This window comes from Mycobacterium sp. E183 (genome assembly GCF_001667735.1).
Taxonomy (GTDB): Bacteria; Actinomycetota; Actinomycetes; order Mycobacteriales; family Mycobacteriaceae; genus Mycobacterium.
Window position 1 is genome coordinate 98033 of the sequence record NZ_LZJN01000130.1, and the last position, 16966, is coordinate 114998.

Here is a 16966-nt window from a genome sequence, read left to right on the forward strand (position 1 = left end):
CTGGACAACTGTGTATTGAGTGGGCGTTTTCCAACCGAATTGGATAACGATTTGCTTCGACGATCACGGCGGCGCCCAAAGTTCAAATAAATATCGGCAAACGCGGGTGCCATTTCGGCTACTGTCGTCTCGGCGTGGCCGGCGCTGGTACCGGCCCCAATTTTCGGGAGATTGGATCGATGAAACATTTGACGACAGCAACCATTTCCGTGGCGCTGAGTTTGGCGCTCGTCGGTTGCGGCGGTGACCACAAATCCGGCAATCAATCGACGACATCGACGACCACATCCGCCTCGACATCCACCACGTCGTCGGCGACCAGCGCGGCACCGGCCGCCAAAGCCAAATACACCATCGCCGACTACGTGAAGGACAACCACATCACGGAGACCCCCGTCCATCACGGCGATCCCGGCCCGAACGTCGACCTGCCGGTGCCCAACGGCTGGCAGCTCAACCAGAACGCGGGCACGTCATATGGCGGCATCGTCATGACCCAGCCCAGTAACCCCGCCGACGCGCCCACCGTCTCGGCGCTGTTCTCCCGGCTGTCGGGCAACGTCGACCCGGCGAAGGTCATCCAGTACGCGCCGGGCGAGGTGCAGAACCTGCCCGGGTTCGACGGCAGCGGCGACGGCAGCGCGTCGACGCTCGGCGGTTTCCAGGCGTGGCAAATCGGGGGCACCTATCAGAAGGACGGCGCCACCCGTGTCATCGCCCAGAAGACGGTGGTGATCCCCAGCCAGGGCGCCGTCTACGTGCTCCAACTCAACGCCGAGGGCCCGCAGGCCGATCAGGGCCCGCTGATGGACGTCACGAAGATCATCGACGACCAGACGACGATCACGCCGTGACCTAGGACCGTGCTGCCCCTCGGCCCTAGGCCGGGGGCCCGATTGGCCTTACGGTAAGCGCATGGCCGAGCAGTCGCATCAGATAGAGGCCGGGCATCCCCCGTCGGCGCTGATGCGCATCGTCAACCCGATGATGGGTTTCCTGTTGCGCACCCCGCTGGCCGGTCCCGCCCGCAAACAGCTGATGGTGCTGAGCTTCACCGGGCGAAAAACGGGCCGGCCGTTCTCAATTCCGTTGAGCGCCCATGTGATTGACGGTCAGCTCTACGCGCTGACCGGCGCGCCCTGGAAGCAGAACTTCCGCGACGGCGCACCCGCTCAGGTCGTCTACGACGGCAAGACGACCGCGATGCGCGGCGAGCTCATCCGCGACCGGGCCACGGTGTCCGACCTCTTCCTGCGCTGCGCCGAGTCCTACGGCGTCCAGCGCGCGCAGCGGATGATCGGGCTCAAGTTCCGCGATCACCGGATACCGACACGCGACGAGTTCGCCGAGGCGGTCGACCGGATGCACCTGGGAGCGGTGCGCCTGATCCCGGTGGGATAGCCGCTCAGTTGTCGGCGCCGAAGGCCCGATCGTGCGCGGTGAGCAGGCGCTGGTCGAACCGCGAGCGCGACGTGATGACCTCCCTGCCCAACTCCGAGAAGTCCTTCGCGATTTGCTCGGCCAGCGCGCCCAGCTTCATGTTGCGCACCTGCGACAGGGATTTGAGTAGGTTGAACGCCGCCAGCTCGTCGACGCCGTAAACCAACATCAACATGCCCTTGGTCCGGTCGATGGCGCCGCGACGCTCGGCGATCTCGGCCACCTGCTCGCTGATGCTCTCCTCGCGCTTGCGGCTGCGCGCCGGGGTGACGTCCACGTAGAAGCCGTGGGTGCCGATCACCTCGCCGTTGCTGTCGCAGAATTGGTCGCCCACCACGACCACGTCGTGGGTGTTGCCGCGAGTGTCCACGATGCGGTGCCTGGTGCTGAACGCCTGCCGGTGTTCGACCATGTCGTTGATGGTTGCGGCGACCTGGTTGCGGTCGGCCGGGTGCTTGTGGGCGATCACCAGCTCCGTCGTCGGGGTGACGGTTCCGGGTTCGTAGCCGTGCATCCGGTACACGGAGTCGGACCACTCCCAGCGCTGGTCCTCGAAGTAGAAGCGAAACCACCCGGCCCGCTGCGGCGTGCCGCCGGCGAGGGCCTCCTCCACCGCCGCCGTCTGGCCGTCTAGTTCCCACGCCACAGCGCACGCCCCGTCTCCGACTTTGCCGCCCACCCCGCCCTCCCTTCGAGCGACGCCTTCCGGATGGCGTCGCTTTCCTGCAGCCGCAGCGCGGACACGCGGCATAGTTCGCGCGCCCGGTCGAGCTGCTGACGCGAGCGCTGCATGGAGCTGGCGACCGAAGGCTGCAGCGACCGGGTAGAGGCCGAATACGCGCCCGCACCGGTCGCGGAGCGCCGCCGCAGGGTTTCCCGCAGCGCGGCCGTGCGGCGCGCCGCTCGAACGCGATGGGCCTTCTGCCGGCAGGCCGGCGAGCAGTAGACGGCATCGGCCCGGGCCGAGAAACCCGCCCCGCACATCGCGCATGTCATCCCCGGCATAGCCGTTACGTTACAGCTATCTGCGGGCGCGTTACAGCTATGGCCGCTAAGTGCGGAACGGGCCGTGTCGGGCGGGCTCGGTCAATCCCACGGTCCCGCGCCGGCGGCGGCGCGGGTCCGTGCGATTACCGGTTGCTCGAAACCGGCGTCGCGTACCGCGCGTCGCACCGCCTCGCCGACCGCGCCGGTCCGGTCGGCCGGCACGAGCGCGATCACGCAGCCGCCGAACCCGCCGCCGGTCATCCGCGCGCCCAGCGCGCCGGCCCCCACCGCGGTGTCGGCGATCAGGTCGATGTGTTGGGTGGTGATCTCGAAGTCGTCACGCATGGACGCGTGCGAGGCGTTGAAGATCCGCCCGGCTTCGCCGAAGTCCGCGTCGCGGAGGGCCGCTACGCAGTCGAGCACCCGCTGATTCTCGCTCAGCACGTGGCGGGCCCGGCGGGCGTCGACGGGGTCACGGACCGCGGCCACGACCGAGGGCCCGCGGACGCCGATCTCGCGCAACGACGACACCCCGAGCTCCGCCGCCGCCCGCTCGCACGACGCGCGGCGCGCGGCGTAGTCGCCGCCGGCGTGACTGTGGCGGGCACGGGAGTCGATCAACAGCAGCGCGACACCGGCGGCGTCCGGGTCGAAGGCCACCGGCTCGACCGTGAGATCGCGGAAGTCGATCAGCAGCGCCGTCGCCGGCCGGCCGAACAGCGACGCCAGCTGGTCGAGCAAACCCGTTGGGGCGCCGACGTACTCGTTCTCGGCGCGCTGGGCCAGCCTCGCCTGCTCGATGCGGTCGATGCGTGCCCCGGCGGCCGCCGCGATCGCGCCCAGCGCCGCGCACTCCAGCGCCGCCGACGACGACAGTCCCGACCCCATCTCCACGTCGCTGGTGATGCGCATCGCGCCGCCGGGCACCGGGTGGCCGGCGCGCCGCAGTGCCCACACCACCCCGGCGACGTAGGCGGCCCAGCCGGCCACGTCGCCGGGCACGGTGTCGAGCGCGATCCGCACCGACCCGTCCGCGCGGTCACTGCCCACCGTGACGGCATCGCTGCCGTCGGGCCTGAACGTCACCACCGTGCGCTGCGGCAGCGCGATCGGCAAGGCGAACCCCAGGTTGTAGTCGGTGTGCTCGCCGATCAGGTTGACCCGCCCGGGGGCGGCGTAGCGGACGGTCATCCGAGCTCACGCAGCCGCTCAGCCACGCTTTCGGGCGTGACATCGCTGATGAACGCGTCCATCGCCGACTCGGAGGCCGCCAGGTACTTCAGCTTGGTGGCGCTGCGCCGGATCGACATCAACTCGACGTGGAAGTAGCCGTCAGCCTGGGCGTCGGTGTCGGCGTACTGGTGCAACGCCGAAATGTAGGGCAGCGGTGAGGAATACATCCGGTCGAATCGCCGCAGCATGTCCAGGTAGATCCGCGCGAAACCCTCCCGTTCGTCCTCGCCGAGTTCGGTGAGGTTGCGCACGAACCTGTTCGGGTAGATGTGCACCTCGACCGGCCACCGCGCCGCGAAGGGCACGAACGCGGTGAACAGGTCATCGCGCGCGACGATTCGGCTGCCGTCGGCGATTTCGCCGGCCAGTAGGTCGCCGAAGAGGTTGGTGCCGTGGCGCATTCGGTGCTCGCGCGCCTGCCCCAGCATGGCGGCGGTGCGCGGCGTCAGATACGGGTAGCCGTAGATCTGCCCGTGCGGGTGGGTCAACGTCACCCCGATTTCCTCGCCGCGGTTCTCGAAGCAGAACACCTGCTCGATGCCCGGCGCGGCCAACAGTTCGCCGGTGCGGTGCCGCCACGCCTCGATGACCAGCCGGGCGTGCGCGACGTCCAGCCCGGCGAAGGAGCCGGTGTGGTCGCTGGAGAAGCAGATCACCTCGCTGCGCCCGTGCCCCGGAGCGCACACGAAGCCGGCACCCGGGAGCGCGGGCGCCGGACCCGAGCCGGACAGGCTGGGGAAGCGGTTCTCGAAGACCACGACGTCGTAGTCCGGCGCGGGCACCTCACTGGTCAGCCCGGTCGGGCCGGGGCACAGCGGGCACTGGTCGGGGGGCGGCTTGTAGGTGCGGTCTTGGCGCAGCGCCGCGACGATCACCCACTGCCCCGTCGTCTGGTCGAACCGCAGCTCGGATCGCTGACCGTCGCGCGCAGGCAGCGGCCTGCGGTCGTCGACCGGCGCCGGGCGGTGCCCGGGCAGCGCGAAGAAGAGCAGGTCACGGCCGTCGGCCAGCTTGGCCCGCGTCGGCGCTGTCACGATGTCGAAGACTAGCTTGTGCCGAAGTTCGGGTAACCCATGATGCGTTCGGCAGGCCAGAAGGGGGGCGCGGCGATCACCGACTTCTACGAACAGGCGCGCAACTGGGTGGTCGGCTCCGATCCCGGTCTGCTCCGGCTGCGCATGGCGACGCGGACGACGGCCGCGCTCGGCTGTTCACTGCTGGTCCTGTACGCCGCGACCCGTGCGACGGGGCAGCCGCTGACGGTCGCGTTGCTGGGCGTCGTCATCACGATGGTCGCTTCGCGATCGGTCAACGAGCCGGACCCGGGGCAGCAGCGGATCACCATGGCGCTGCTGCCCGTGCCCGCCGCCGTGGCCATCGCCGCCGCGGCGGCGCTCGCGCCCCACCAGGTGGTCAGTGACGCGGTGTTCGTGCTCGTCGTGTTCACCGCCGCCTACGTCCGCCGCTTCGGGGCGCGCGGCCGGGCGTTGGGCATGGTCGCCTTCATGTCCTACTTCTTCACGCTGTATCTGCGTGCGAGCGTCTCGGAGCTGCCGTGGATGATCGGGGCGGTCGCGGTGGGCACGGTGTGCACGTTCGTGATGACCACCTACGTCATGCCCGATCGGCCGGACCGCGTGCTGCGGGCGACCGTCCGTGCGTTGCGGGCGCGGATGGCGATCGTCGTCGACACCACCGCGGACGCCGTCCGCACCGGCCGCCTCGACGAACGGCGCAGGCGCCGGATGCGGGCGCGCACCACCCGGCTCAACGAGACCGCGCTGATGGTGCAGAGCCAGATCGAGGACAAGGCCGACCCCGCGATGCTGTGGCCCGGCGTCACCGCCGAACAGTTGGCCCCCTGGCTGCTGGACGCGGAGCTGGCCATCGAGTGGGTGGCGACGGCCGGGCGGCGGGCCGCGGCGCTGATGTCGGAGGACCCGAGCGCGATACCCGCACCGACTCGGGTCGCGCTCGTCGACGCGCTGTCGCGGCTGGCGCGGGCCATCCGCCTGCCCGAGCCCGACGGCCTCCGCCAAGCCGGCGCGCGGGCGCAACGGCTGCTGGACGAGCAGCGCGGCGCCGCCGGTGACGATCCGGGCAGCGCCGCCGTGCGCCGCCTCGCCCTGGCGATAATCAACGCCGCCACAGCGACTTCCGACGTTCGGGCCATTGTCGACCGCGCCGCGGCCGGCCAGGCGGGCGCCCTGGAGAACCGGGACAGCGAGCGCCCGCCTGCCTCGGACGGCGCGCCGCCGGACGCGCCCGGCGAGCCCGCCGACGAGGCACCGTCGCAGGGCCTCCGGCCGACCACCCGGCAGGCCATCCAGGTCGCCGTCGCCGCGTCGCTCGCGATCATCGCGGGCGAGCTGGTGTCACCCGCCCGCTGGTATTGGGCGGTGATCGCCGCGTTCGTCATCTTCGCCGGCACGAACTCGTGGGGCGAAACCCTGACCAAAGGCTGGCAGCGCCTGCTCGGCACCCTGCTCGGCGTGCCGTGCGGCGTGCTGGTGGCCACGCTGCTGGCCGGCGACAAGACGGCCGCGCTCGCCGGCATCTTCGTCTGCCTGTTCTGCGCCTTCTATTTCATGACGGTCACGTACAGCCTGATGACCTTCTGGATCACGACGATGCTGGCGTTGCTGTACGGCCTGCTCGGGCAATTCTCGTTCGGCGTGCTGATGTTGCGGATCGAAGAGACCGCCCTCGGCGCGGTGATCGGGGCGACGGTGGCCGTGGTCGTGTTGCCGACGCACACCAGGGAGGCGATCCGCGACGACACCCGAACGTTCCTCACCAGCCTGTCGGCGCTCGTCGAGGTGTCGACCGGGACGATGCTCGGCGACGACGCGAGCGGGAGCCCGTCCGAGCAGGCACGCCAACTGGACCGGGACCTCCAGCAGTTCCGCGTGACCGCCAAGCCGCTGCTGGCGGGCGTCGCCGGCCTGGCGGGCCGGCGCAGCATTCGCCGCGCCCTGCGCATCTTCGCCGCGTGCGACCGGTACGGGCGCAGCCTGGCGCGTAGCAGCGAGCGATACCAGGATCCGCTGGGGGCCCAGCCGCTCACCTTCGAACTGGCCCAGGCCTTTTCGGCGGCCGCGGCTCAGACGCGGCGCAACATCGAAGCGCTGGCCGCAGCCATCGGCAGTGGCCGCGCGCCGACCATGGTGTCGGCGGCAGACGAGCTCGACGCCGCGGAGACGCTGGCCCGGCAGCGGGACGGCGAGGCCGGATCGCCGATGCCCGACACCCGCCGATTACTCACCGCGGTGCACGCGCTGCGCCAGATCGAGCGGGCCGTCGTGACCGCGGCCACCAACCTCGGCGGGCGCGAAACCGCCGCGGCCGAATTTCACACCGACGGGTTTCAGAGGCCGGGCAGGCATGCGGGGAAATAGCACGGCTGGTTGGGCCCCTGGGCTTTTCGCACCAGGTCGAACAGCGCCAGCATCGTTTGCAACAGCCGCATTTCGACGCCGGGCCGTTGCGCAGGAGGCAGGTTCTGCACGTCGTTCGACACCGTGGTGGACTGCTGCTGCAGCTGCGTCAGCCGTTGCTGACGTTCCGCCGGGGTGAGGTTGTCCCAGTTGTCGTGCAGGTCGTTCACCTGCCACTGCAGTTCGGCGACCTCCGCCTCGGGATCGGGCTGCGGGGCGGGGGCCAGCGCGTAGAACTGGCTCCCGACGGGCGCCGCCGCGGTCTCGGCCTGCGCGCATCCGGCCGCCGCCAGCGCGACGGCGACGAGGCCGGACGCGACTATCGCTGTGATTTTCATGAATCTTCTTTTCTTTCAAGGCTCGCCTTTATGGTGCTGGCATTAGGTCACGCCGGGTTTGCTACCGATCCCAATAGTCGAAAGGGACTGCGACGGCGACGTCGAAGCTGCCTGGGCAGTACAGCTAGCGGGCCGGGGCCTCGGTGGCGGCGGGCGCCGCGGCGGGAACGTCCCTGACCGCCCGCAGGCGAATGCGGGCCCCGCGATGTGGCACCAGGACAACGAATTTCAGCCGCTGGCGTTCGTCGGGCGCGGACGTGGTAGACAACTCGACCCGGCGCAGAATCTCGCGCAACACCACGCGCATCTCGACCGAGGCGAACCCGGCGCCCAGACAGCGGCGGTTGCCGCCACCGAACGGGAACCAGGTCGTCGGGGTGAGGGTGGCGCCCAGCATGCGGTCGGGGTCGAATCGGTGCGGGTCCGGATAAACCGCGGCGCTGGTGTGCACCAGCCCGATTCCGGGCGCCACCATGACCCTGGCCGGCAGCCGGTAGCCGGCCACGTCGGCCGGTTCGGTGAGCACCCGCCCCACATCGAAGACCACCGGGCGGATCCGCAACGTCTCCTTCACCAGCGCGTCGAGATACTCGTCTCCGGCCGGATCGCCCCCGGCGCCGGCCTCGGCGGCGGCCGTGGCCTTGGCCAGCACGGCCGGATGGCGGGTCAACCGCTCGAGCGCCCAGGACAACCCGTTCGCGGTGGTGTCGTGCCCGGCCACCAGCAACGTCATCAGCTGATCCCGCAACTCGCGGTCCGACATCGGATGCCCGCCCTCGTCGGCACGGACGAGCATGGCCAGCACGTCGGTGCGCTCGGCCAGGTCGGGGTCGGCGCGGCGCTCGGCGATCTCGGCGTAGAGCAGGCGGTCCGCCTCGGCCATCCGGCGCCGCAGCGCCCGCCACGGGAGGTAACGCTGCAGCTCCGGCCTGGCCAGCGCCAGAGTCGCCCAGGGGCCCACCGTGAGCAGCCGGGGCATGATCGCGCGCAGGGCGGCGAGCCGGGCCGGATCCGTGGCACCGATGACCGTCCGCAGGATGACCTCCAGCGTGATCTCCGACATCTTGGGCGCGGCCGCGAAGCTCTTGCCCACCGGCCACTCGGCGATCTTGGCGGCGGCGATGTCGGCCATCTGCCCGGCTTGGCGAGCGACGGCGTCCCGATGGAAGGGCGGCAGCATCAGCCGGCGCCGGTCGCGGTGGACATCCTCGTCGATCACCAGAAGCGAGCTCTCGCCCAGCAATCCGCTCAAGATCGAATTGGCTTCTCCGGCATGGAAAACGCGCGGGTCGCCGGCGAAGACCGTCTTGATGTCGGCCGGGTCGGCCAAGTACACCAGCGTGCCCATCCCCGCGACACGCAGCGTGAACACGTTCCCATAACGACGCCGGCAGGCGGCAACGAAGTGCGACCCGCGGTGCAACATCAACGCGGCCTGTAGAACCCGGGGCAGCCGGGGCCCCGGCGGGAGCGTGGAACGCGCGGCATTGCGCATCGCCCGTCATTTTACGACGGGCCCGCGCGGCGAAGCGGAATTACTTTGCGCCGCCCCCTCAGCTCACATCCGCAGCTGGGTGGTATCCGTCTCGTGGCGGTCGCCGGTCGCGATGAAGTCTTCGATCAGCTCCACCACCTGGTTCGGCGCCTCGACCTGAGCGAAGTGACCCACGTCGGGCAGGATTTCCAGCCGCGCGTCGGTGCGGGCCTCGTGCGCGGCGTACGCGTGGTCGACGGGGATGATGGCATCCCGCTCGCCCCAAATCGCCATCACCGGCAGGTCCTCGCGCAGCCGCAGCCTGCTGAGCGCGCTGACCGCCTGGCCCCGGTAGTCCACCACCGACCGCAGCGTGCGCAGGAACGACTGCCGGGTCTCGCCGTCGGACAGCGACGAGTAGGCGCTCCACATTTCGGCCCCGCGCGGCGAGTGGATGCCGGCCCCGCGCAACCACGACCTGAGCCGATTGCCGACGGCCAATACCGGCTTGGGCGCGATGATCGGCAGCACCAGCTCCGCCCCGGGCGCCGACAGCAGCCGCAGCACCCAGCCGACGTCGGGCCCCAGCCCGCCGCTGCTGATCAGGATCAGGCGCTTGGCGTAGTCGGGGTGCTGGTAGACGAACTGCATCGCGACGCCGCCGCCGAGCGATTGACCGACCAAGGTGGCCTGGCTGACGCCCAGCTCGTCGAGCAGATCGCGAAGCCAGACCGCGAACGCACCCAGCGAATAGTCCGTGCGGGGCTTCGCCGATGCACCGTGGCCGAGCAGGTCCGGGGCGATGACCCGGAACTTCTTGGCCAGCGGCGGGATGATCGACCGCCACGTCTCTGAGCTGCCCGCCATGCCGTGGATGAGCAGGAGCACCTCGCCGTCACCCTCGTCGCGGTAGGCGACCCGGTCGCCGTGCAGCTCGAGATACTTCAACTCGTTCATGGCCCCGGTGTACCCGCTCCGGCGTCGTTTAGAGGCCTGTGTGGGCGAATCTGTGAGGGAAAACGCTTCCGGCCGCCACAGTGCCGGACGCCTCAGCGATGATCTACTGCATGACCGAACCGGTTGCGGCCCGCGTGGCCGTCTACCTCGACTTCGACAACATCGTGATCTCGCGATATGACCAGGTGCACGGTCGCAACTCGTTCCAGCGGGACAAGGCCAAGGGCCTCGAGCAGTACGGCGAGCGGCTGGACCGGGCCACGGTGGACGTCGGCGCCATCCTCGACTTCGCATCGTCGTTCGGGACGCTGGTGCTCACCCGCGCCTACGCCGACTGGTCGGCCGATATCAACACCGGCTATCGCGGGCAGCTGGTGGGCCGCGCGGTCGACCTGGTGCAGTTGTTCCCCGCGGCGGCCTACGGCAAGAACGGAGCGGACATCCGGTTGGCCGTCGACGCGGTCGAGGACATGTTCCGGCTGCCCGACCTGACCCACGTCGTGATCGTGGCCGGCGACTCCGACTACATCCCGCTGGCCCAGCGTTGCAAGAGGCTGGGCCGGTACGTGGTGGGGATCGGGGTGGCCGGCGCGTCGAGCCGGGCGCTGGCGGCGGCCTGCGACGAGTTCGTCATCTACGACTCGCTGCCGGGCGTGCCTGCGCTCGCACCGCAGGCCGCCGAAGCCGACGCCAAGCCGGCGAAGCGACGCTCCGGGCGTGCCAAGGAGGCGGCGCCCGAGGAGCCGGAGCCGCCCGACCCCCAGGCGGCCGCCACGGCGCTGCTGACGCGCGCGCTGCAGATCGGCCTGGACAAGGACGACGTCGACTGGCTGCACAACTCCGCGGTGAAGGCCCAGATGAAACGGATGGACCCGTCGTTCAGCGAAAGGTCGTTGGGATTCCGGTCATTCAGCGATTTCCTGCGTTCGCGCTCCGATGTCGTCGAGTTGGACGAGACGTCGACGACGCGGATGGTGCGGTTGCGTGCGCAAGACTGAAACCATCTCGGGGCCCCGGTGGCTGACCCGCAACGTCCGGGTGCTCTCCGGGGTCTCGTTCCTGCAAGACGCGGCCAGCGAGCTGTTGTACCCGCTGTTGCCGATCTACCTGACGGCCGTGCTGGGCGCCCCGCCGTCGGTGGTGGGCGCAGTCGAGGGGGCGGCCGAGGGTGCGGCGTCGCTGACGAAGCTCGCGGCGGGCCCGCTCGGCGACCGGTTCGCCCGGCGCCCGTTGATCGCCACCGGCTACGGCATGGCCGCGCTCGGCAAGGTCATCATCGCGGTGGCCGGGGCGTGGCCGGGCGTGCTGGCGGGTCGCGTGGTCGACCGGCTCGGCAAGGGCATTCGCGGCGCACCGCGCGACGCGCTGTTGGTCGATGACGTCGATGACGCCTTGCGCGGGAGGGTTTTCGGCTTCCACCGCGCGATGGACACCTTCGGCGCCGTCGTCGGTCCGCTGCTCGGGCTGGTGGGTTACGAACTGCTGGACCATCGGATCGCGCCGTTGCTGTATGTCGCCATCGTGCCCGCCGTCCTGTCGGTGGCACTCGTCTTCGGCGTGCGCGAGCGCGGGCGCCGGGCCCCGCGGGAGCGGCGGCAGTCCATGTGGGCGGGTGTGCGTTCGTTGCCGAGGCCGTATTGGCGGGTGACCGCGCTCCTGGTCGTCTTCAGCATGGTCAATTTCCCCGATGCCCTGTTGTTGTTGCGCCTCAACGAGATCGGCTTCTCGGTGGTCGGGGTGATCCTGGCCTACGTCGGTTACAACGCGGTGTATGCGCTGGCCAGCTACCCGGCCGGAGCGCTCGCAGACCGCATCGGCAGGCCGGCGCTGTTCGGCATCGGCCTGGCCTTTTTTGCGATCGGCTACGTCGGGCTGGGGCTGACCACGGACGCCGTCACGGCATGGCTGCTGATCGGCGCCTATGGAATGTTCACCGGGTGCACCGACGGCGTCGGGAAGGCCTGGATCTCGGGGTTGGTCGACCCGGGGCACCAGGCCAGCGCGCAGGGCGTGTTCCAGGGCGCCGTGGGCCTGGCCGTGCTGGTGGCCGGCTTGTGGGCGGGTGCCCTGTGGGGTTCGAACGGCCAACTGCCACTGCTCATTTCGGGGGTCACGGGCGGCGTCTTCGCGGTCCTGCTGATCGGCGGCCGGCTGGTCGGCGCGTTAAGGAGCGGGTGACCGCAACCCTGGCGACCACACACATCGGCTCCAACGTATGGCGAGGGCCGGCTTGGGCCCGCAATATCGTTGACACACAACCCAGCCGGTCATACATTGTGTGAAAGTTGTCGCGGGCGCCTCGCTTCGCGCGACCTCGAGGAGACCGTCATGGCCGTCGGTACCGCCCCCACAAGCGTTTTCGACGCCGACCTGCCGACGCTGGCGTACCACGCCGAGGAAACCCCCGCCGACGTCTACCCCCGCCTCCAGGCGGCGCAGCGGCACGCCCCGGTCGCCATGGGCCCGCACGGGCCCGAGGTCCTCTCCTACCACCTGGTCCGCTCCGTCCTCCGCGATGCGCGATTCCAGATCCCGCCGGGGATCAACCTGCTCGCCCAGGGGGTGACGTCGGGCCCGTTGTGGGACAAGGTGGTCAACAGCCTGCTGTGCCTGGAGGGCGCCGCGCACCACCGGCTGCGCAGCCTGACGTCCAAGGCGTTCACCCCCCGCGCGACCCTGCGGCTGCACGACACCATGGTCGACGTGATGAATGGGCTCATCGATGCCGTCATCGACGCGGGTCGCTGCGACGTCGTCGCCGACCTTGCCCGCCCCTACCCCGTGCCGATCATCTGCGCCTTGCTCGGGGCCCCGCGCGAGGACTGGCAACAGTTCTCGCTATGGGCGGACGACGTGTTCAAGGCCTTCAGCTTCAGCGTCGACATCCGGGAGGTCGAGCCCGTCGTCATGCGGGCGTGGGGCGAGCTCGACGACTACGTCGACGACATGGTGGCGCGGCGGAGGCACAGCCTGACCGACGACCTGCTCTCCGACCTGATCCGCGCCGAGGATGACGGCGACCGCCTGAACACCGCCGAGCTGCGGATGCTGGCGGGCGGCCTGCTGCTGGCGGGGACTGACACCACCCGCAACCAGGTGGCCGCGTCGGTGCACGTCCTCTGCGAGCACCCCGAGCAATGGGACCTGCTCAAGGAGCACCCCGAGCTGGCGATGCGCGCCGTCGAGGAGACCATGCGCCACTCGCCGATCGCGGGCGGGACCCTGCGCCTGGTGGTCGAGGACGCCGAGCTGGACGGCTACCTCTTTCCCGCGGGCACGATGGTCCTGGTCAACACGGCTGCCGCCAACCGCGACCCCGCGGTCTACGACGACCCCGACCGGGTCGACATCGCCCGCGAGGGAGCCCCGCCCATCTTGACGTTCGGCGGGGGTGTGCACTACTGCCTGGGGGCCAACCTGGCCCGGCGCGAGATCGCCGAAGCGCTGAACGTCATCGCGGGGCGCCTGCTCAACCCGCGCACCGCCGGGCCGGTCCCGTGGAAGCCGATGGTGAGCCTGAGCGGCCCGAAGAGCCTGCCCATCGAGTTCGACCGATAGGCGTCGGTGTGACGAAGACCGCCTGACACAAGTCGCGGTTGGTCCCCGCCCGCTTTACGCTCACTGGTTACACGAACTTAACGGGGGTTTTTTGATGCGTGCGTTTCCGGGGCAAACTGCGGCCAAATGCGGGTCTGCCCTGCCCGCGCTGGCCGCCTGCCTGGCCCTCGTGGCGTGTTCGGAAACCGCGTCCCCACCCGCCGCGACGCCCACCACCTCGACTTCTTCGGCGAAAACCGCGCCCAGCGCCGTCGCCGCACCCGCGCCCATCACCGGTCCCTTGGAGAAGGATTGGAAAAGCTACGGCGGAACGGCGTACTTCGGCTGTCCGGAGAAATTTTCCGACAGCAAATCCGCACTCGACGACATCCGGCCGAAAATATTCGATCCGAAGACCGGCCAATACGTGGCGCCGGCCCTCCCGGTGGTCCCCGCCGGTGAGAACCTGACCGGCGCCATCTGCGCGCTGACGGGCACGGCGGAGGACATGCGGGTCGTCTATATCGTCACGACCGTCAAACCCGCCCAGGCCCAACAACCCGCGGCCGCCAAGGCGACCGCGTACGCCTTCGACTTCAAGGCGGGCCAACCGCTGGCGACGAAGGAGCTGCAGCCGCCGACACCGGACCTGAAGCTGACCTCGTCGAAGGACTGGTCGCTGTCCTCGACCGCGTCGGGCGTGGCGTGGGTCAACGCCTTCACCGACGGGCACGCCCCCAATTCGCCGCCCCGGACCGTCATCCTGTCCGGCACCGATCTCTCGATGCCCTGGAACGATCCACAATCCGGGCGCGCCTGGCAGGACGTCCTCGCGTTCCAGCGCAACACCGACCCCGCCAAGACGTCGGGCGCCGAGCTGCGCCGGCCCAGCGGCGAGGCCATCTATCAGGACAACGACATCCGCAGCGTGGACGCCGAATTGTCCGACGGCCCGGACAAATTGGTGAAGATCACGCGCTGGGATTCCTACAACCCGCCCGTGCTGTCGACGATGTTCTACGACCTGAACGCCAAAGCGGTCATCAAGGTCGGCGACTCCGACCGCATTCCCGGCGGCGGGCTGTCCGCCACCTTGTCCGACGGGAAATTGTTTGTCGACGGCCATGATTCGGACAGTTCCCCGTTCGGTTTCGGGGTGTGGAACCTGCGCAGCCAGCAGTGGGATTTCCTGAAGACGCGCGACGACGCGAAGAAGATGTCGATCGCCAAGATGGCGTTCTTCGAAGACCACCTCTACATCACCAACGTCGGCAACACGTTCGCCGTCCTCGCCCTGCCCGCCACCGAACCGATCGCCACCACCTGGTCGGTCCGGCCCTTCGCGCGGATCTCGGGCTGGACGCTGATCTGCCGCGGTGAGAATGCCGTGGCCCTCAACGGCGACTGCAAGGACATCGTGATGGTGCAGGACCAGGACGGACACTTCCCCGGCCCCTGGACCTGAATTGCGTCAGCCGTCCACCGAGACCAGATGACGGTGCAGAAATTCCGTCTGCACCGAGCTGATCTCCTCGAACAGCTTTCCCGTGTAGACGTCGAAGTGCCCGACCGGGTAGCGGTGCAGCTCAACGTTATTCATCAGCGAGGCGATCCGTACCGCGAACCTGGGTGACGCCTGCAGGTCTTGGTCCCCCACGCACATCAGGACGGGCATGTGCAGTTTCTCCGCGGTGCCTTCGCGATAGCGCGGCAATGCGAACAGCATGCGGGGAGCCAGCGAGTTGCGCCAACCGACGGCTTCGCCGCCGAGCGCCTCGAACGCGAATCCGGCCTCTGGCTCAGTGAATACCGCGACTCCACCGGAACGGCTCACCACAGGAACCAGATACGGCCGCTGACCCACCTTCGCACCAACCACATCGCGCACCGCGGCGGCGGTGAATTGCAGCGTCCGCCATGCCACATCCCAACTGAGACGCTCGCGTAGTCCGCGGCCGCGGTGCCAGCCGTCGATCAGCGGGACTTGCGACACCCACGGCGGCGACATCCGGGTCGTCGGCGGCGACCGCCAGCACGTGGCCGCCGCTGAGAGACGTTCCCCACAGCGCAACCCGACGCGGATCGATGTCGTCACGACCGCGCGCGTATCGCACCGCCGCCCGGTAGTCGTCCCGTTGTTCGTCGACGTCGATGACTTGCCGAGGCTCGCCACCGCTCGCTCCGAAATGCCGATAGTCGAACGCCAGCACCGCCAGGCCCGCCGCCGTGAATTTCTCCGCGTAAGCGGGCAGACCGAGGCGCTTGGTGGCGCTGCCGCCGTGCCCCATCACCACGCAGGCGAGCCCGTTGCCCGCGTTCGCCGGCCAATAGAGATCGGCCGCGCACGGCACCCCGCCGGACTCGAACGACACTTCCTGCAGCACTGACACGTCGGTTCCGTCCTGAGTCGCTACAACTCGTCCCAATCTGCCGCGTGGCGCGGGCACCTCACCAGAACCAAGAGGACCAGCCTTCGATGACGTTTTCCCCTACTGAACCGGCAGCCGGACGTCGATGCTCTCGGTATGCGTGGCAGACGACCGCGGTTGCTGCTCGACCAACTGCGCGACCAGCGTGGTCGACGGGTCATGCTCGTCTCGCACTGCCTGCTGAACGAGAACACGCGTTACGCCGGGGGTGCCACCCGACCGGGTGCGGTGGCGGAGGCGGTGGAGGAGCTGATCGGCGCCGGCTACGGGATTCACCAGCTGCCCTGCCCGGAACGGCTGGCCTGGGGTGGCGCGCTCAAACCCCACAGCCTGCCCCTCTACCACTCCAAGGGCGGCTTGCTGTACCCGTTCCGCGGCCCGTTGCTGCGCGCGTTCGTGGCCTGGACCCGCCTGGTCTATCGGCGATTGGCTCGGCAGGTGGTTCGCGACGTCGCCGACTACCAGCGGTCCGGGATGACGGTGGCGGGCATCGTGGGCATCGGCGCCTCGCCGTCGTGCGGGGTAGTGACCACTTTGGATATGCGAGCGTCGCTGGACGTGGTCGCGGCCTGTCCGGCCGCCGCGCTTACTCGCGACGTCATGAACGAGCGCGCCGTTCTCGGGTGCCGTCGCGCGGGCGAGGGCTTGTTCATCGCCGCGCTGGATCGGCAGTTGCGCCGCCGCGGGCTGCAAGTGCCGGCGCTCGAGCACGACCTGGCAGCGGAGCTCCGCGGTGAACGGCAGAACCTGCTGGCCGAGGATGCGGTGCGGACCCTGGGTAATAAAGCTCCGCTTTCCGGCGCCGCAGCACCCTAATCAACGCTGCATCTCGCACGTCAACTGCTAGGCGCGGGTGCGCGCGGATCGTCGACCCGCTAGCCCTCGTCCGCGTTCGCGGGAACCACTCGCGTGCCCTATTATCTGCGTATGCATGCAGGTACGCGGACAGCGCTCCGATGAGCGCGGGAAGCGAACACCATCACCACGAGCACGAGAACGCACATGCGCACGGGATTCGCGGCCTCGTAGCCCAACTCCGTCCGCACAGCCACGACGCCGCCGACAGCGTGGACACCGCCCTGGAATCCAGCGCGATCGGCATCCGGGCGGTCAAGATCAGCCTCGTCGGACTGG

General features: G+C 69.5%; 17 protein-coding genes. 8 read left to right on the plus strand and 9 right to left on the minus strand.

The features are described from left to right. The first annotated feature begins 179 nt into the window (after positions 1–179). On the plus strand, positions 180–854 hold the full coding sequence (locus A5691_RS13715) for an LpqN/LpqT family lipoprotein (RefSeq protein WP_067754756.1): 675 nt from the start codon (positions 180–182) through the stop codon (positions 852–854). A 61-nt stretch (positions 855–915) separates the two neighbouring features. Further along, positions 916–1401, plus strand: a complete 486-nt coding sequence (locus tag A5691_RS13720) for a hypothetical protein (RefSeq protein WP_067754759.1) — start codon at positions 916–918, stop codon at positions 1399–1401. 4 nt (positions 1402–1405) lie between these two features. Here the strand turns inward: A5691_RS13720 and A5691_RS13725 are convergent, their stop codons facing one another. The 4 genes from A5691_RS13725 to galT form a co-directional block, all read right to left on the minus strand. Continuing rightward, on the minus strand, positions 1406–2086 hold the full coding sequence (locus A5691_RS13725) for a PAS and ANTAR domain-containing protein (protein WP_067754762.1): 681 nt from the start codon (positions 2084–2086) through the stop codon (positions 1406–1408). Beyond that, complete coding sequence (locus A5691_RS28645) at positions 2071–2445, minus strand: hypothetical protein (protein WP_156670099.1); 375 nt, start codon at positions 2443–2445, stop codon at positions 2071–2073. Before A5691_RS28645 ends, A5691_RS13725 begins: the two co-directional genes overlap by 16 nt. An 81-nt stretch (positions 2446–2526) precedes the next feature. After that, the gene (locus A5691_RS13730; RefSeq protein ID WP_068016756.1) at positions 2527–3618 is read right to left on the minus strand and encodes a galactokinase; all 1092 of its coding nucleotides are present in this window, start codon (positions 3616–3618) and stop codon (positions 2527–2529) included. Further along, complete coding sequence (galT, locus tag A5691_RS13735) at positions 3615–4694, minus strand: galactose-1-phosphate uridylyltransferase (protein ID WP_197499233.1); 1080 nt, start codon at positions 4692–4694, stop codon at positions 3615–3617. The genes A5691_RS13730 and galT overlap by 4 nt, the downstream gene beginning before the upstream one ends. A gap of 108 nt (positions 4695–4802) precedes the next feature. On the opposite strand from galT, the gene A5691_RS13740 reads away from it, so the two are divergent. Then, the gene (locus tag A5691_RS13740; protein WP_082950309.1) at positions 4803–7058 is read left to right on the plus strand and encodes an FUSC family protein; all 2256 of its coding nucleotides are present in this window, start codon (positions 4803–4805) and stop codon (positions 7056–7058) included. On the opposite strand, the gene A5691_RS13745 is transcribed toward A5691_RS13740, so the two are convergent. From A5691_RS13745 to A5691_RS13755, 3 genes are all read right to left on the minus strand, one after another. Further along, complete coding sequence (locus tag A5691_RS13745; RefSeq protein WP_067754772.1) at positions 7028–7435, minus strand: hypothetical protein; 408 nt, start codon at positions 7433–7435, stop codon at positions 7028–7030. The two genes, A5691_RS13740 and A5691_RS13745, sit on opposite strands and share 31 nt — an antisense overlap. A 124-nt stretch (positions 7436–7559) precedes the next feature. Then, positions 7560–8930 (minus strand): cytochrome P450, encoded by a 1371-nt coding sequence (locus tag A5691_RS13750; RefSeq protein WP_068016763.1) that lies wholly within the window; start codon positions 8928–8930, stop codon positions 7560–7562. A 63-nt stretch (positions 8931–8993) separates the two neighbouring features. Next, positions 8994–9866, minus strand: coding sequence for an alpha/beta fold hydrolase (locus A5691_RS13755; RefSeq protein ID WP_067754777.1), 873 nt, complete (start codon positions 9864–9866; stop codon positions 8994–8996). Between the two features lie 98 nt (positions 9867–9964). Between A5691_RS13755 and A5691_RS13760 the strand changes: the two genes are divergently transcribed. The 4 genes from A5691_RS13760 to A5691_RS13775 all read left to right on the plus strand — a co-directional run bounded on the left by A5691_RS13760 (position 9965) and on the right by A5691_RS13775 (position 14868). Further along, complete coding sequence (locus A5691_RS13760; RefSeq protein ID WP_067754780.1) at positions 9965–10864, plus strand: NYN domain-containing protein; 900 nt, start codon at positions 9965–9967, stop codon at positions 10862–10864. Next, a complete protein-coding gene (locus tag A5691_RS13765) occupies positions 10851–12044 on the plus strand; it encodes an MFS transporter (RefSeq protein ID WP_067754783.1) in 1194 nt (397 codons plus the stop codon). Before A5691_RS13760 ends, A5691_RS13765 begins: the two co-directional genes overlap by 14 nt. A 150-nt stretch (positions 12045–12194) precedes the next feature. Then, positions 12195–13424 (plus strand): cytochrome P450, encoded by a 1230-nt coding sequence (locus A5691_RS13770; protein WP_067754794.1) that lies wholly within the window; start codon positions 12195–12197, stop codon positions 13422–13424. 94 nt (positions 13425–13518) lie between these two features. After that, the gene (locus A5691_RS13775) at positions 13519–14868 is read left to right on the plus strand and encodes a hypothetical protein (protein WP_067754797.1); all 1350 of its coding nucleotides are present in this window, start codon (positions 13519–13521) and stop codon (positions 14866–14868) included. A 6-nt stretch (positions 14869–14874) separates the two neighbouring features. On the opposite strand, the gene A5691_RS29125 is transcribed toward A5691_RS13775, so the two are convergent. Both A5691_RS29125 and A5691_RS29130 read right to left on the minus strand, forming a co-directional pair. Next, positions 14875–15237, minus strand: coding sequence for a hypothetical protein (locus tag A5691_RS29125; protein ID WP_156675607.1), 363 nt, complete (start codon positions 15235–15237; stop codon positions 14875–14877). Further along, positions 15203–15691 (minus strand): alpha/beta fold hydrolase, encoded by a 489-nt coding sequence (locus A5691_RS29130; RefSeq protein WP_231980993.1) that lies wholly within the window; start codon positions 15689–15691, stop codon positions 15203–15205. The genes A5691_RS29125 and A5691_RS29130 overlap by 35 nt, the downstream gene beginning before the upstream one ends. A 237-nt stretch (positions 15692–15928) precedes the next feature. Between A5691_RS29130 and A5691_RS13785 the strand changes: the two genes are divergently transcribed. Further along, on the plus strand, positions 15929–16648 hold the full coding sequence (locus tag A5691_RS13785; RefSeq protein WP_082950307.1) for a DUF523 domain-containing protein: 720 nt from the start codon (positions 15929–15931) through the stop codon (positions 16646–16648). Positions 16649–16966 lie beyond the last annotated feature (318 nt).